The sequence below is a fragment of the Microbulbifer regidiadema (SeqCode) genome, from assembly GCF_052467605.1.
In genome coordinates, this window is sequence record NZ_CP174316.1 from 4,607,501 (window position 1) to 4,624,100 (window position 16,600).

Here is a 16,600-nt window from a genome sequence, read left to right on the forward strand (position 1 = left end):
TACACGAAAAGGCATTTAGAGTGAAATCGAGTAGGTCGGGACACGTGTTATCTTGACTGAACATGGGGGGACCATCCTCCAAGGCTAAATACTCCCAGCTGACCGATAGTGAACCAGTACCGTGAGGGAAAGGCGAAAAGAACCCCGGAGAGGGGAGTGAAATAGAACCTGAAACCGTATACGTACAAGCAGTAGGAGCCCTTCGGGGTGACTGCGTACCTTTTGTATAATGGGTCAGCGACTTATTGTCTGTAGCAAGGTTAACCGCTTAGGGGAGCCGTAGAGAAATCGAGTCTTAATAGGGCGTTTAGTTGCAGGCAATAGACCCGAAACCCGGCGATCTATCCATGGGCAGGTTGAAGGTTGAGTAACATCAACTGGAGGACCGAACCCACTAATGTTGAAAAATTAGGGGATGACCTGTGGATCGGAGTGAAAGGCTAATCAAGCCGGGAGATAGCTGGTTCTCCTCGAAAGCTATTTAGGTAGCGCCTCGCGTCTCACCCTCGGGGGTAGAGCACTGTTTGGGCTAGGGGGTCATCCCGACTTACCAACCCCATGCAAACTCCGAATACCGAGGAGTGCAATCGCGGGAGACACACGGCGGGTGCTAACGTCCGTCGTGGAAAGGGAAACAACCCAGACCGCCAGCTAAGGTCCCAAATATCAGTTAAGTGGGAAACGATGTGGGAAGGCCCAGACAGCTAGGAGGTTGGCTTAGAAGCAGCCATCCTTTAAAGAAAGCGTAATAGCTCACTAGTCGAGTCGGCCTGCGCGGAAGATATACCGGGGCTCAAACTGATAACCGAAGCTGCGGATGCTAATTTATTAGCATGGTAGAGGAGCGTTGTGTAAGCCGTTGAAGGTGGATCGGGAGGTCTGCTGGAGGTATCACAAGTGCGAATGCTGACATGAGTAACGATAAGGGAGGTGAAAAACCTCCCCGCCGGAAGACCAAGGGTTCCTGTCCAACGCTAATCGGGACAGGGTTAGTCGACCCCTAAGGCGAGGGCGAAAGCCGTAGTCGATGGGAAACAGGTTAATATTCCTGTACTCGCTATTACTGCGACGGAGTGACGGAGAAGGCTAGGCCGGCATGGCGATTGGTTGTCCATGTTTAAGGTTGTAGGCTTATGACTTAGGCAAATCCGGGTCATACTCTTTAATGAGAAGGCTGAGAACTGATGACGAAGCCCACTTAGTGGGTGAAGTGGTTGATGCCCTGCTTCCAGGAAAAACTTCTAAGCTTCAGGTAATAGTGAATCGTACTCTAAACCGACACAGGTGGTCAGGTAGAGAATACCAAGGCGCTTGAGAGAACTCTGGTGAAGGAACTAGGCAAAATGGTACCGTAACTTCGGGAGAAGGTACGCCGGTTTTGGTGATGGGACTTGCTCCCTAAGCTGAGGCCGGTCGAAGTGACCAGGTGGCTGCGACTGTTTATTAAAAACATAGCACTGTGCAAACTCGTAAGAGGACGTATACGGTGTGACGCCTGCCCGGTGCCGGAAGGTTAATTGATGGGGTTAGCTTCGGCGAAGCTCTTGATCGAAGCCCCGGTAAACGGCGGCCGTAACTATAACGGTCCTAAGGTAGCGAAATTCCTTGTCGGGTAAGTTCCGACCTGCACGAATGGCGTAACGATGGCCACGCTGTCTCCACCAGAGACTCAGTGAAATTGAAATCGCTGTTAAGATGCAGTGTACCCGCGGCTAGACGGAAAGACCCCGTGAACCTTTACTACAGCTTTGCACTGAACTTTGAGCCTACTTGTGTAGGATAGGTGGGAGGCTTTGAAGCAGTAACGCTAGTTACTGTGGAGCCGTCCTTGAAATACCACCCTGGTATGTTTGAGGTTCTAACTCTGGTCCGTTATCCGGATCGAGGACAGTGTATGGTGGGTAGTTTGACTGGGGCGGTCTCCTCCCAAAGAGTAACGGAGGAGTACGAAGGTGCACTCAGCATGGTCGGAAATCATGCAATGAGCATAATGGTATAAGTGCGCTTGACTGCGAGACAGACATGTCGAGCAGGTACGAAAGTAGGTCATAGTGATCCGGTGGTTCTGTATGGAAGGGCCATCGCTCAACGGATAAAAGGTACTCCGGGGATAACAGGCTGATACCGCCCAAGAGTTCACATCGACGGCGGTGTTTGGCACCTCGATGTCGGCTCATCACATCCTGGGGCTGAAGCCGGTCCCAAGGGTATGGCTGTTCGCCATTTAAAGTGGTACGCGAGCTGGGTTTAGAACGTCGTGAGACAGTTCGGTCCCTATCTGCCGTGGGCGTTGGAGATTTGAGAAGAGTTGCTCCTAGTACGAGAGGACCGGAGTGAACGAACCTCTGGTGTTCCGGTTGTCACGCCAGTGGCATTGCCGGGTAGCTATGTTCGGACGGGATAACCGCTGAAAGCATCTAAGCGGGAAGCCTCCTTCAAGATAAGATCTCCCTGAGGCCTTGAGCCTCCTGAAGGGCCGTGGAAGACTACCACGTTGATAGGCTGGGTGTGGAAGCGTTGTGAGGCGTTGAGCTAACCAGTACTAATTGCCCGTGCGGCTTGACCATACAACAGAGATGGTTACTAACGACTAGCGCAAGCTAGCGGATTGTGGAATGAAAGACACACAATAATCGCTTGCGGTGTATTACTACAGATTGTTTTACCGACTTATTTGGGGTTATCGCCGGTCACCAACATGACCGAGGCAAACAGCGATAACGCGGCAGGCCAAGCAGATTGCTTATAAGACCAACGCCAACCCAAGCCAGTTTGCCTGACGACCATAGAGTTGTGGAACCACCTGATCCCTTGCCGAACTCAGAAGTGAAACGCAACATCGCCGATGGTAGTGTGGGGCTTCCCCATGTGAGAGTAGGTCATCGTCAGGCTTCTAAAAAAGAAACCCCCGCAGGGAAACCTGCGGGGGTTTTGTTTTTTTGGATACGGTGAAATATTTTTACTACCTCGCAGCGCCTGCGCTGCCATGTGATAAGCGGTGCACCGAAGGTGCCAGCTTGGTACGCCGAAGGCGCCCGCAGGGTGGCGAGCACTGCTCGCCATACAGTGTAGGTCAGCTGTAGCCGATAACTCGTTGGATTGGAGGTAGGATAGCTGTGCCTGTGACAGTCTAAATCGGTGCAGGGGTTTACCAGGCTTCCAATTCCCAAAAGGCTCATCTAACAGGGTGGCCCTTTTTTCCACCTGAAAAATATCGATAAATATTTTTTCTAGCATACAGGGCCTTTGTTGCTATCTGAGTTATACACTGCCCCCTAGGTATTAGCTTGTTACGTTTAAGAGCTTTATAGGCTGAGGAGCAACACTAGCTCCCTTAGTGGGATTCACCGATAAGACGTTAGGTAAATTGGCGCTCACATTTCACCCCAACATTAAAGCTATAAACAAAGGATATATCGCTATGGTTTAGCTCTTTTTCGAGAGCTGAATTGAAGGAAAATTTATTTCTTATAGTGTCTGGAATTTCTCTTTTCGTGATGAAGTGGCGCATGCATAAGATGCTATTCTCACTGCCGGCTAAATATATTGAATCCAGTAGCGAAACAAAGCTCTCTTCATTGAGGTAAGCGGAAACATCAGAAATGGAAAATTTATCAATTTTGCTTTTTGAGTTGTATAAATGTTGCTCTAGTGGCGACGTTACCATTTCTATGGTCGTGTTATCTAGTGCACCCTTAATTAGGGGGTAGTTGTTTTTTTCTAAGTATAGGGGCAATCCTTGCTCGGGGTTATATTTTCCGGTTAGCAGAAATGTCATAAAGAAATTATCAAGGACTAGATGGTTCATTAGCGAGTGATCCATTCTGCCCAATAGGTATTCGGAAACCGATATTGCTTGAGGGGTGTGTTGGTAGAATCCTGGATCTTTAAGAAAAAACTTAAAGAAATACTTGTTGGTAAGAAACTGTAAAAATGTTTTCCATGCAGGGGTGTTCCACTGGCTCCTAACAAATTCACGTTGATCTTCAATATTGTTTAGGCTGGTTAGGGTTTTTATTTTGTTGGGGCGAATAGCTTTAATAATTACACTGATTAGTTTGAAGTGCTTTTCGAAAGCGCCCTCATAGATAAAGCCTTTTTCAATGATGGCTTTGTTCTCTGCCCAAAATAGTTCTGCTTTTTTTGATAGTAGGTGTTTTATTTCGTTATAAGTGTTTTGCCTTTCCTGGCATGGGAGGATGCCTGAGAAGCTCAAAAATTCCTCATGATTTAGTGCCTGTATCCCGGCTATTTTTAGTTCCAAAAGGTAGTTTTGGCAGGGGTTTAAGTCAATAGCGGTTATTTTTTTGGGTTTGCCCAATAGGAGGCTTAAGACACGATCTCCACCGCCAGTAATACATAAAACACTATCGTTCTCATTGATATTCAGGGCCTTCAATTCGGATCTGGAATCTTCATTTGGCCCTGAGTAACTAATCCTTTCTGCGTAATCAGAAAGTAATATGTCATTGGGTTTGTTCATGATATGTTTGGTTGGACTGCTTTTACTGCTAGCTTGCTTGGGTTAAAAAATAATCTACAATTTTGCTTAGATAGCTCTTGCTATTGCGCCATTGGTTCTGGATAGGGCGACCTAACACTCTTTGACTGTTACTGCTGCAAAACCTGAAGTCACTGTTTAGAAAGGGTGCATTTTGCGCAGCGCTAATACTCTCAAGTACATTTTTTTCCTTTTCAGATAGATTGTTTAATACTTTGCGCTCATGTGGAGATTGTCTTAGGTCTAGTTTAAAGTAATCACGATTGAATTTAATGAAGTTATCGACTGTCATCGGGTTTGAGTCGGCAATGTTAAAGTACTGGTTTTTTGTGCTTTCATGATTGCCTGAAATTTTTAATATGGCTTCACAGCAGATATCAACAGGTATGACATTGATAAAACTGCCTGAAAGATATTTTAGGTGGATGGGAGTTTGTATGTTTTGCTCTTTTAATTGATTTAGCAGTCTCACATACTCATAGTAGCCCAACTGAGAATTTGTGTAACCGCTCACAGAATCCCCTAAGACAATGGTTGGTCTGTAGATGGTGTATTCCAGGTTTTTTGACTCTGCGATTAAATTCTCTGCGATGTTTTTTGTATAATCATAAGCATTAAAAAATTTGTTCGGTCGATAGAGGGTTTCCTCTATAGCTACTCCATTGGCATAAGCCTTGCCGGCAATAAAGGCGGTTGATATTTGATTGAGCCGACATTTAGCTGTTGTAGCAATGTCGATTAACCGATTTACACCGATAACATTAGTATTTATGCTTTGCTGCAAATTACTATAGCTATAGTGCATGTCAGCGGCACTATTCCATATGGCGCCAATATGCAGAGAACATAGCTGTCTATAAGGTTTCGCAGATAAACCAAAGTTTGGCTTATTCAGATCACCTAATATGACTGTGAGTCGATCAAAATCACTCTTTGAAACCTTATAGAGGGGGTTGACTATGCTGTTGTTCTGCTTTAGTTGCTCGACTCGATTATAGGTTTCATTGCGAGCGATCAAAACTACATTAAACCCTTTTTTTAATAGTCCCCAGGTCAAGTATTGGCCTATAAAGCCAAAGCCGCCAACAACGAGTTGTATTTGTTGTAGCTCTTGTATTTCAGATAATTTTTTAAAGGTATGTTGGTTTTGCTTCATTAATTCACAGCAGACATTTATGGCAATGAGATGGAGGTGTATTTCGGGAAGTAAAAGTCAACACCCTCTCCGGGGTCACTTTTAATTGGTTAGATCTTTTGTTGCGGAATGTAAAAAAGTGACCTGGTGAGGGTTTTTTGTTGAGAATGCCTGTAATTAGTGTGCTTAATCTGTCCATCTATTTTCTAAGGCCAGTAAGCTGGCGGTAAATTCAGATAACGGTATTAAACAGTAGCGATATCGCGGTGTTCTCATCTGTTGCCGTAGTTGTATCAGTAACTCAAACAATAAGTTTCTAGTCGAGCACCATTGATTAATTGTAGTACAGCTAAGTTGCTTACCTACAAGTTGACAGTTGATTCCCTGCTCTTGCTGTCGCTTCTACAAGTATTTCCAATCATCACGGATAGCGGCTTGATTTTGTCCAGCCAGCTGCTTCTTGTAGGCGATTTGTCGTTTCTTGTGTGGGTATTTTTTATCAACAGCTCTTTTTACATATTTCGATATGATCTAGTCATTCGCTTGCTTTTATAACTTCGTCCGTGGGCGGCTAAAGGTAAGTCTATGTGGGAGGGGCAGTAAGTTCAGGATTGAATGGATTTGCTAAATCATTCACGGTTAGTCTGGGGGGATTTCTTCTCTGGAATAGGGGTTAGCTTAGCTGCCAAAAAAACTTGCCTGGTTCTCATTTTTTGAATGGAGCTTGGGCAAAGCGTACTGTAAGCGGCTGAAATGAGAAATGGCGGGTAAGATTGGTCAAAACCGGTAAAAGGAGAATTACCTGTGAGTGGGATAGGGCGTACTTTAATCATATTAATGGCTGTTGGGAGCCTGGGTGTCATTAGTGGTTGCTCCAAGGATGTGGAAGTTACTAGGGTGGCAGGAAAAGTTACTGTAGGGGCAGAAAAAGTTGCTCAGAAAAGTATTGCTGCAAGGATTGATGGTGAGGAAATTACTGTAGGAGAGCTAGATGGCAACCTTCAGTTTGTTTTACACGATATTGCGGAAATGGAGCATAAACTGCGTCTCAACAAATTACAGGAAATAATTGCGAAAACCACAGAGGCAGGTAAAGATATTGAGATTCTTTTGCCTGTTCCTGAACCACCGCGTATAGAGCTCCCCTACGAGGGTAGGAGTGTCAGGGGTAACCCCGAAGCACCGGTAACTATTGCGGTTTTTTGCTCCTACCAATCCCCCCACTGCAAGTCTTTTCAGCCTATGCTGAGACAGTTATTAAATAAATATCCCGGCTGGGTACGCCAGGTAAATTTTGATTTTCCATTGAAGTTTCATCGGGAGGGTATCAGGGCTGCGGCTTCTGCACGATGTGCCGCTGAGCAGGGTATTTTCTGGGAATATCACGATGCTCTATATACAAAAACTCCCGATTTGGGCGCTGAATCCTACTCTCAGACAGCCAGGCATTTATTAATGGATGGCAATCGCTTTGTGAGCTGTATAGAAGAGGGCGGCTACAGAGATTTAGTACTAAAAGACCAGGATATAGCCTTACAGCTGGGCCTTCAAAATGTACCGATTGTGTTTATAAATGGACTGTATCTAAAAGGAAAGCGACCTTTTAAGCAGTATGCTTATTGGATAGAAAAGGAGTTGGTCAAACTCGATATAGACCCCAAACAAGATCATGCATGGACACAGACAAAAAATAATAAAGACAGGTTGCCCGTAACAAATCTTCCCCTTGCTCTGGTGGGCATTAGCAAGTCGAGTGTGGAGAGTAAGTCCAGGGCTTTAATTGAGGTGGAGGGGCAGAGGGCTCAGTATTTCTTCCCGGGACAAGCACTTCTTAAGGAGGTTAGTTTAAAGCGTTTACAGGAGGGGTATGCCGTTATTGATAATCGAGGCACGGTTGAACGTTTACCTCTGAAGGGTGAAGGTCAAAATGTTATTCCTTTAACTTCTTCCCTCCAGCACGATGAGTCACTGCGCCAGCGTATTGAACAGCCTCAAGGTGCACAGGGTAAAAAGCTTATTGATCCAGATGGGGTATTGACCCTTGGGCAAGCGTGGTTAGCGCAGCAGCTGGAGCAGCGTGAGGCCCTTGAGGCTAAGTTTATTAAAGCGGAGCTGGAGGTTGAGGGGCATCATTTGATGCGCTTGGAGGGCGTGGCTGACAATGAGTTCTTTACTGCACTTGGCTTTGAGGAAAATGATGTACTGTTGAGAGTTAACGATAGCTGGGTTCACAGTGGTCAGAATGAGCTGTGGAATGCCCTTACCAGTGGTAAGGTTATTGATGTCGCTTTTATGAGAAAAGGTTTGCCACATCGATTGCAGTATGTGGTTGAAGAGCTTGGTTACTTTGAAGAGAACTCCGAGGAGTAATTTAAGCTGGGCCCGCTATAATTTTATTGCGGGCCCCAATTTACCGAGCAGAAAAAATTAATTATTTATCTGGGTTTCCCTGCCACAACAGGTCGGCAACGATATTTTGCCCTTGAATACTGGGATGGAAGCAGTCGCCTCCGTCGATATCATCTTTGTTAAATTGGAAAGTGCCAGCATTTAATTTATTTTCGCCGGTATATTCAGCAACAACTTCGACGCCATTTGTGCCATTGTAGCTATGCGCCTCCTCAGCAAGGATTTCGTTATAGCGCTGTTGGGCTGCGCCTATAGCGTTATAGCGGGTTGCGTAACTCTCCCCATTCATACTGCCGCCGTTAGTTGCGATGCGACAGATCCCGAAGGTTGACCAGACGCTCTCGCAGTCTACCCGGGAATCCTCGCTCTGCTTATCCAGGCCAGCGGCACGGAGATCGTGTACACGGGGTACCGAGCCGAGAACAATGGTTGAGCCGTTGGGGAGCCCATCGACCAGCTTATCCAGCCCCGCGCGAACTGCCGATCGCCACTCACTATCGGTATAGAGTGGATCTTTACAGTTAGCTGGGTCGACGCACTCCCGATTGCAGATATCATTACCTCCCAGTATCACTTCGACATGATCGGCCAAATTTTTCTGGGAGAGAATCCGATCGGCTTGGGCCGAGAAATTGTCTCCTCCATCACGCATTTCTGCACCGGATTCCGCAGCATTTTTATTGGCAATCATACTGAGGGAGTTGATCATATATTTATCATAGACACTCTCCACTGACTCATCATCGCCATCAAACCAGGAGTGCTCGGGCTGGTCGCCGCCGAGAAGGCAAAATAGATCCCAGAAATACTTATTGCGGGTACAGTCTGCACCGAATGCCATGGTAATACTGTCGCCAGCAGCGACAGACTTAGAGGGGCCCGCCATCACTGTCTGTATTGGCAGAATACACAAAAAACTTAAGGTTACTAAAACTCTATATTTATTCCACACGCTATTTTCTCCCACACCGACTTTCGCCGTAAATTGTTATCATTTTTTTCGCTGCTACGGTAAACGTGAGGGAGTGTAGGACGCGCTCAGAAATTATGAGCAGTGAATGCTTTAGACTTCCTGGTCAGATTTCAATAAGTTGAAGTCCGTCGGAGTTTTGACGTCAATAACATCGCTCTATTTTTTGTAGCCTCACAACGGCCTAATTTTTTATAGGACTTTTACGCCGCCTGTTCATCCTTTGAAGCTTCCACTATACTGCGCTCTGCTTGTCGGAGTGCCTGTGGGCTGAGATCGCTGTTGCGAGATCCGTTGAACCTGATCGGGGTAACCCCCGCGTAGGGAACAAGATCTGAAGTCGCCTGTTTTTACAGTTTGGCGGCTTTTCTCTTTGTGTGCGCCCTGGACGCTGCGACCTTTAAATTCTCAAGCTTTAAGGTTACGCATGTCCGAGATCATTGAACAATCCAGTAAAGTCGGAAAATCTTCCCGCGCTGCCAGTCGCGATTCCGCGAAAGAGTTCCTTGAGAACCTCACTGTTCAGTCTTTCCCCAATTCGAGTAAGGTGTATTTACCCGGTGAAACACCCGGTATTCAGGTGGGTGCCCGCCAGATTTGTCTGGGGGACAGTGTGGTTGGCGGGGACGCAGAGAATCCGCTGTTGGAACCCAATGAGCCCCTCACCATTTACGATACTTCGGGCCCTTACTCCGAGCCCAATTTCAACGTGGATGTCCGCGAGGGACTGCCCAAGCTGCGCCAGGGTTGGGTAGAGGCTCGCGAAGATACTGAGAAATTGGACTCTCGCCAGGCGGCCTACAGCCAGAAACGCATGGCGGATCAGGGGCTGGACCATATTCGCTTTGAAAACCTACCCAGTCCTCGCCGGGCCAAGCAGGGGCAGAATGTATCGCAGATGCACTATGCCCGCCGTGGCATTATTACCCCAGAGATGGAATTTGTCGCAGTGCGCGAGAATATGGGGCGGGCCAAAGTGGCGGCGGAAATGGGTGAGAGTGAATACCAGAAGGTACGTGATGGTATTTATATTCCCGAGCAAATCACCCCGGAATTTGTGCGCCGGGAAGTGGCCGAAGGGCGGGCGATTATCCCTGCGAATATTAATCACCCGGAAGTGGAGCCGATGATTATCGGGCGCAACTTCCTGTGCAAAGTGAATGCAAATATTGGTAATTCCGCTGTGACTTCTTCCATTGAAGAGGAAGTGGAAAAGCTGGTTTGGTCTACCAAGTGGGGGGCGGATACGGTGATGGATCTGTCTACCGGTGCCAATATCCATGAAACCCGCGAATGGATTCTGCGCAACTCGCCGGTGCCCATCGGTACTGTGCCAATTTACCAAGCGCTGGAGAAGGTCAACGGAATTGCCGAAGATCTTAACTGGGATGTTTTCCGAGATACCTTGATCGAGCAGGCGGAGCAGGGGGTGGATTACTTTACCATCCATGCGGGTGTGCTGTTGCGCTATGTGCCGCTCACCGCCAAACGCATGACCGGGATTGTGTCTCGCGGTGGTTCCATCATGGCCAAGTGGTGCCTCGCCCACCACAAAGAGAATTTCCTCTACACCCACTTTGAGGAAATCTGTGAAATTATGAAAGCCTATGATGTGAGCTTTAGTCTCGGTGATGGCCTGCGCCCGGGCTCTATTGCCGACGCCAATGATGATGCTCAGTTTGGCGAACTGCACACGCTTGGCGAACTGACCGAAATCGCCTGGAAGCACGATGTTCAGACCATGATCGAAGGCCCCGGCCATGTGGCGATCCACAAGATTAAAGAGAATATGGATGAGCAGCTGAAGCACTGCCACGGCGCTCCTTTCTACACCCTCGGCCCATTGACCACAGATATCGCCCCCGGTTACGACCATATTACCTCCGGTATCGGTGCCGCGCTGATCGGCACCTACGGTTGCGCCATGCTCTGCTATGTCACGCCGAAAGAGCACCTGGGTCTGCCCAACAAAGAGGATGTTAAAGAGGGGCTGATGGCCTATAAGATTGCGGCTCATGCAGCAGACTTGGCCAAGGGGCATCCTCGGGCACAGAAACGCGATGACGCCCTGTCAAAGGCCCGCTTTGAATTCCGCTGGGAAGACCAATTTAATCTCGGTTTGGACCCGGAGCGGGCGCGCGCCTATCACGATGAAACCCTGCCGAAGGAATCCGGCAAGGTAGCCCACTTCTGTTCCATGTGCGGCCCGAAATTCTGCTCGATGAAAATTACCCAGGACGTGCGCGATTATGCCGCCAAGCAGGAAGCGGCACAGGGCATGGAGGAAATGTCGATTAAATTTAAGGATATGGGCAGCGAGATTTATCACAAGGGCTAATAAGTATTTTGGGGGAGATTGCCCTCCCCCAAAAGTCGGGAAGCACAGCTGCGCTGGGTCAATAGTGCTTAGCGCTCGGTGCCGATTTGGATTTGCGAAGATAGGTGGTCTGTGACAAGCGCAAGCAAAGCCAAAATAGCGATTGCCGGTGGCGGCCTGCTGGGGCGCTTGCTCGCCTGGCGGCTCTGCCAGCGGGAACTGGATATCACCCTGTTTGAAGCTGGCGACTTGTCGGCAGCGGGAGAAGGGGCCTGTTGGACGGCAGCAGGTATGATCTCGCCGCTGTCTGAACTTGCCCACTGCGATAAACAGGTTTACACCCAGGGACTGAAGAGCCTGGAGCTTTGGTCTGAATGGTCCCGGCAGTTGGAGCAGCAGAGCGGGCAGCAAGTGGAGTACCGCAGAGCGGGTTCGATCCTGGTGGCCCACGGCAAGGACAGAAGTGAGCTATTACAGTTCCTGCGGGAGCTACAGGGGAAATTGGGCGAGTCCGTTAGGGAGCAGGTGCAGCCGTTGGATAGCCGTGCACTGGCGAACTTAGAACCTGCCCTGCACAGCTTTGAGCAGGGGCTTTACCTGCGCGGTGAGGCGGATATCGATAACCAGCGCCTGTTGCCCGCGTTACTCAGCGCATTGCGCCGAGGTGGCGTCACCTTGCGGGAGAACAGCAGGGTAAGTTGCGAAGTTGGGCAGATTTCTCTACCCCCGCAGCGCGAACAATTTGATTGCGTGATCGACTGTCGTGGTCTCGGTGCCAAGGGGCAGATTGAAGGCTTGCGCGGTGTTCGCGGCGAGGTGATGGTGGTGGAATCCCAGGAGGTGGTTTTGCAGCGCCCGGTGCGTCTGCTCCACCCGCGCTATAAGCTCTACGCGGTGCCCCGCAGCGATGGTCGCACGGTGATTGGTGCCACGGAAATTGAGAGCGAAGACCTGTCGCCCATTTCCGTGCGCTCCAGTATGGAACTCTCCTCGGCGCTTTACTCCCTCAATCCGGCTTTTGCCGAGGCGCGTATTATTGAGACCCGGGTAAATTGTCGCCCCGCCACTATGGATAATATGCCTTATATCCACGGAGAAGATGGGCTAATTCGGGTAAATGGCCTCTACCGTCACGGCTACCTTTTAGCTCCGGCAGTGGTGGCGCAGGTGGAGAATCAAGTGGCACAACAACTGTTACAGGTGGTTTGATGCAGATATTAATTAATGGTGAAACTCAAAATTATGAGTCCCCAATAAAGCTTGCCGCGCTTTTACAGCAGCTGGGCTATTGCGGAGAGGCGTTTGCCGTTGCGCTCAATGGTGGATTTGTCGCCCGGACAGAATACCGCAATACCGAGATCAATAATGGCGATAGTCTCGACATTGTTGCCCCAGTAGTGGGAGGTTAAACGTGAACGATCTTTTAACGCTTTACGGAAAAACCTTTAACAGCCGGCTTTTAGTGGGTACGGCTCTGTACCCATCCCCTGCGATTATGCGCGAATCGATACAGGCCTCAGCATCAGAAATTATTACCCTGTCCCTGCGCCGGCAAAATCCCGCACAGCAGCAGGATAATCGATTTTGGGATTATATTCGCGCGTCCGGTTGTCAGTTACTGCCCAATACCGCCGGCTGCAAATCGCCGCGAGAAGCGGTGGAGCTGGCAAAAATGTCCCGGGAAATTTTCCAGACCGATTGGCTCAAATTGGAAGTGATCGGCGATGACTACAATTTGCAGCCAGACCCCTTCGGTTTGGTGGAAGCCGCGCGGGAATTAATTCAACTCGGTTTCAAAGTTTTACCTTACTGCACTGATGATCTGGTACTGTGTCGCAAACTTTTGGATGTGGGCTGCGAGGTATTAATGCCCTGGGGTGCCCCTATCGGAACCGGCCAGGGCCTGCTGAATAAATACAACCTGCAAACACTGCGCGAGCGCTTGAGCGATGTACCGTTAATTATCGACGCCGGCATCGGTGCGCCATCACAGGCGGCAGAAGCGCTGGAGCTGGGTTTTGATGCCGTGTTATTAAATACCGCTATTGCCAAAGCTCAGCACCCGGTACTGATGGCTAATGCTTTTAAACTGGCCGTGGAGTCCGGGCGCGCCGCCTTTAATGCCGGCTTGATGCTCAGGCGTCAGACAGCCAGCCCCAGCACCCCCACCCTGGATATGCCGTTCTGGCAGCAGGCAGAGACCATGCTGCAAGATTAGGATTTTTATGCGCGATCAATTTCAAATGGAAAAACCGATTGTCTGGACCATTGCCGGCAGCGACTCTGGCGGCGGTGCGGGTATACAAGCGGACCTGCTGACTTTTGCCGATCTCGGCTGCCACGGTTGCAGTGCGATTACGGCTAATACCGCACAGAATACGCAGGAAGTGGCTGCGATTAACACTGTCGCCCTAGAGGTTTTGGCCTCCCAATTACAGGCTTTACAGCGAGACCTATTCCCCGCCGCAATAAAAATCGGGCTGCTGGCCAATGCCGAGCAAGTTGTGGCCGTGGCAGATTTCCTGCGCCAGCTGAAAAGGGTACAGCCGGTTCCGGTTATTTACGACCCGGTTGCGGTTGCCAGCAGCGGAGCGGGGCTTACAGATGGGGATATTACCGCAACCGTGTTGGCCCAGTTGCTGCCACAGTGCGATCTGATCACCCCCAATTTACATGAACTGGAGTGGCTTAGCGGGACCCGTGTCGCGGGTGCGAAATCTATCGTACAGGCTGCGCGCCAGTTGTACGCCCGGGCTAATACTGCGGTGCTGGTGACCGGTGGCCACAGGCAGCTGCGGCCGGGCGAAGTGGCCGATTTACTGTGGGACGGCGACAAGGCCGACTGGTTTATTGGCCGGGAAGTACCGAGTACCGATATACATGGCACTGGCTGCACCCTGTCTTCCGCTATTGCCGCCTGCCGCGCTCTGGGCTATCCGTTGCGGGATGCCTGTGTTGTGGGCAAGGCCTATGTGCAGCGCGGTCTGCGCCTCGCCAGTAATGCACATATCGGCACTGGCGCCGGCCCTGTAGGTCACTGCGGCTGGCCTTTGGATTTAATGGACTTCCCGGAGGTATTGCTACCCGGTGAAGAGCGGGCGGAGGATTATGGCCTGGATACGGCTCGCGCCCCTGTTCAGGGGTTTGCTGCCACAGACTCTCGGGCATTGGGTTTATATCCGGTCGTGGATACTGTGGAGTGGTTGCAGCGCCTGGCAGAGCGGGGAGTGCGCACTTTACAGCTGCGGATAAAAAATCCGGGAGAGGACCTGCGCGAGCAGATTGAGCGGGCAGTGGCTATCGGCAGAACTTATAATCTGCGCCTGTTTATCAATGATTACTGGCAGCTGGCGATCGAGTGTGGCGCCTATGGTGTGCATTTGGGGCAGGAGGATTTACAGACTGCTGATTTGCAGGCAATTCAAGCGGTGGGCTTGAAACTGGGTATCAGTACCCACGGTTTCTACGAATTATTGTTGGCCTACCGTTACCGCCCCAGTTATCTGGCGATTGGTGCCATTTATGCGACCAGCACCAAGGATATGTCGGATCAGTTGCAGGGCGCACAAAAACTCGCGCGGATGGCGGCACTATTGCCCGATTATCCACTTGTGGCTATTGGCGGTATTAATGTGCAGCGGGCCGCTGAGGTTATCGCTACCGGCGTTGGTAGTATCGCCGTGGTCAGCGCTATTACTAAAGCGGAAGATTACAAGCAGGCAATTGCTGAATTTAATGTCCTATTGAAAGGTAAGCATGCGGAAGTAGAGCCGTGTTAAGTAGTAAGGAATTACAGCGTTACAGTCGCCAGGTTATGCTGCCCCAAGTGGGTGAGGAGGGACAGCAAAAACTGGCGTCTGCACGGGTTATGATTGTTGGCTTGGGTGGGCTCGGCAGCCCGGCTGCACTGTATTTAGCTGCTGCCGGTATTGGCGAGTTACACCTGGTGGACGGTGATCATATTGATCTCTCCAACTTACAGCGCCAGGTGCTGTACAAAACCAATCATCAGGGCAAATCTAAAGCCGTGGTGGCGGCTCAGCAACTGGCCGCGGCCAACCCCGCCATTCGTATTTACCCCCACTGTCAAATGGCGAGCGAGCCCTGGTTGCGTGAGCGGGTAAAACAGGTGGATTTGGTGTTGGACTGCACTGATAACCTGGAAATTCGCCACACAATTAACCGGGTCTGCTATCGGGCCGGGCGCCCGGTGGTAATGGCCTCGGTGCAGGGGTTTTCCGGCCAGCTGATTAGTTTTGATTTCTCTGAGGGCAAGGGCCCCTGTTATGCCTGCCTATTCCCCCCGCAGGGAGAGGCGGAAGTCCAAAACTGCTCTACTACAGGTGTGATTGGCCCAGCCCTGGGGGTGGTGGGCAGTATGCAGGCCCTAGAGGCAATTAAATACCTACTGGATATGCCGGTATCGAGTTTGAATAAATTGCACTTAATAGAAACGGAAGCCTTTGCTTTGCAAGCTTTACAGCTGCCGAGCCACAGCCATTGCTCAGTTTGTGGCGTCTGAGATTGCTGCTTTCAATTGGGGGGCGATAAATAATTTTATTTTGGCAGCCTCTTATCGGCAAAAAACTGCCATAAACCTCCCCTGCAATGGTCAGGTAAATTTTTATGCCATTTTCGTGCCCTGCAAACCTGGCTTGTCTATATAGATAGGCTATTGACTCGATAGCTTGTGAGAAGCGTATAAAGCCACCAAAATGACCCTATAACCATTTCGGTGACAACAGTTTTGGACGAGGGATTTGTACTATGCAAAAAATTGATATTGGTATCAGTGAAAATGATCGGGAAAAAATTGCTGCCGGTTTAAAGCACTTGCTGGCAGATAGTTACACCTTGTACCTGCAAACCCACAACTTTCACTGGAATGTCACAGGGCCTCTGTTCCGCGAATTGCACCTGATGTTTGAAGAGCATTACAACGAGTTGGCCACTGCGGTGGATGATATTGCCGAGCGTATTCGTACCCTCGGAGTTTCCGCACCCGGTACTTATCAGGCTTTTGCCCAGCTCAGCTCCATTAAGGAAATTGTTGAGGTGCCACCGGCGGAAGAAATGGTAAAAATCCTTACCGCAGGGCATGAGCAGGTTATCAAAACCTGTCGTGATGTTTTAAAGGATGCCCAGGCGGGTGAAGATGAGTCCACCGTTGCCCTGGTATCTGACCGTATGCGGGTTCACGAAAAAACGGCCTGGATGTTGCGCGCAACCAGCGGTCAGTAACCACTCTAACAAGGAGTGCGGCTGCCC

General features: G+C 49.7%; 11 protein-coding genes, 2 rRNA genes and 1 riboswitch (1 of these 14 only partly in view). Of the genes, 10 read left to right on the top strand and 3 right to left on the bottom strand.

The features are described 5' to 3' along the window. Both ACJJIF_RS20820 and rrf read left to right on the top strand, forming a co-directional pair. A 23S ribosomal RNA gene (locus ACJJIF_RS20820) occupies positions 1 to 2,567 on the top strand (it extends 329 nt beyond the left edge of the window). A gap of 208 nt (positions 2,568 to 2,775) precedes the next feature. Continuing rightward, positions 2,776 to 2,891 (top strand): 5S ribosomal RNA (rrf, locus tag ACJJIF_RS20825). A gap of 467 nt (positions 2,892 to 3,358) precedes the next feature. Here the strand turns inward: rrf and ACJJIF_RS20830 are convergent. Together ACJJIF_RS20830 and ACJJIF_RS20835 are read right to left on the bottom strand one after the other, a co-directional pair. Further along, positions 3,359 to 4,483 (bottom strand): DUF3419 family protein, encoded by a 1,125-nt coding sequence (locus tag ACJJIF_RS20830; RefSeq protein WP_444930167.1) that lies wholly within the window; start codon positions 4,481 to 4,483, stop codon positions 3,359 to 3,361. A gap of 28 nt (positions 4,484 to 4,511) precedes the next feature. Continuing rightward, positions 4,512 to 5,657 carry an SDR family oxidoreductase gene (locus ACJJIF_RS20835; protein ID WP_444930168.1) on the bottom strand — a complete coding sequence of 382 codons (1,146 nt, stop codon included), beginning with the start codon at positions 5,655 to 5,657 and terminating at the stop codon, positions 4,512 to 4,514. An 876-nt stretch (positions 5,658 to 6,533) separates the two neighbouring features. On the opposite strand from ACJJIF_RS20835, the gene ACJJIF_RS20840 reads away from it, so the two are divergent. After that, on the top strand, positions 6,534 to 8,006 hold the full coding sequence (locus ACJJIF_RS20840; RefSeq protein WP_444930169.1) for a thioredoxin domain-containing protein: 1,473 nt from the start codon (positions 6,534 to 6,536) through the stop codon (positions 8,004 to 8,006). Between the two features lie 61 nt (positions 8,007 to 8,067). On the opposite strand, the gene ACJJIF_RS20845 is transcribed toward ACJJIF_RS20840, so the two are convergent. Beyond that, positions 8,068 to 8,931 (bottom strand): SGNH/GDSL hydrolase family protein, encoded by an 864-nt coding sequence (locus tag ACJJIF_RS20845; protein ID WP_444930170.1) that lies wholly within the window; start codon positions 8,929 to 8,931, stop codon positions 8,068 to 8,070. 329 nt (positions 8,932 to 9,260) lie between these two features. Then, positions 9,261 to 9,359: riboswitch (TPP riboswitch) on the top strand. An 83-nt stretch (positions 9,360 to 9,442) separates the two neighbouring features. Here ACJJIF_RS20845 and thiC point away from each other — a divergent pair. The 7 genes from thiC to ACJJIF_RS20880 all read left to right on the top strand — a co-directional run bounded on the left by thiC (position 9,443) and on the right by ACJJIF_RS20880 (position 16,573). Next, on the top strand, positions 9,443 to 11,353 hold the full coding sequence (thiC, locus tag ACJJIF_RS20850; protein WP_444930171.1) for a phosphomethylpyrimidine synthase ThiC: 1,911 nt from the start codon (positions 9,443 to 9,445) through the stop codon (positions 11,351 to 11,353). Positions 11,354 to 11,464: 111 nt separating this feature from the next. Next, positions 11,465 to 12,541, top strand: a complete 1,077-nt coding sequence (gene thiO / locus ACJJIF_RS20855; RefSeq protein ID WP_444930172.1) for a glycine oxidase ThiO — start codon at positions 11,465 to 11,467, stop codon at positions 12,539 to 12,541. Beyond that, complete coding sequence (thiS, locus tag ACJJIF_RS20860) at positions 12,541 to 12,741, top strand: sulfur carrier protein ThiS (protein ID WP_444930173.1); 201 nt, start codon at positions 12,541 to 12,543, stop codon at positions 12,739 to 12,741. Before thiO ends, thiS begins: the two co-directional genes overlap by 1 nt. 2 nt (positions 12,742 to 12,743) lie before the next feature. Then, positions 12,744 to 13,550 (top strand): thiazole synthase, encoded by an 807-nt coding sequence (locus tag ACJJIF_RS20865; protein ID WP_444930174.1) that lies wholly within the window; start codon positions 12,744 to 12,746, stop codon positions 13,548 to 13,550. 7 nt (positions 13,551 to 13,557) lie between these two features. Next, positions 13,558 to 15,111: a thiamine phosphate synthase gene (gene thiE / locus ACJJIF_RS20870; RefSeq protein WP_444930175.1), complete on the top strand. Its 1,554-nt coding sequence runs from the start codon at positions 13,558 to 13,560 to the stop codon at positions 15,109 to 15,111. Beyond that, a complete protein-coding gene (locus ACJJIF_RS20875; protein WP_444930176.1) occupies positions 15,105 to 15,854 on the top strand; it encodes a HesA/MoeB/ThiF family protein in 750 nt (249 codons plus the stop codon). The genes thiE and ACJJIF_RS20875 overlap by 7 nt, the downstream gene beginning before the upstream one ends. 245 nt (positions 15,855 to 16,099) lie before the next feature. Continuing rightward, positions 16,100 to 16,573: a Dps family protein gene (locus tag ACJJIF_RS20880; protein WP_444930177.1), complete on the top strand. Its 474-nt coding sequence runs from the start codon at positions 16,100 to 16,102 to the stop codon at positions 16,571 to 16,573. The last annotated feature ends 27 nt before the right edge of the window (positions 16,574 to 16,600 follow it).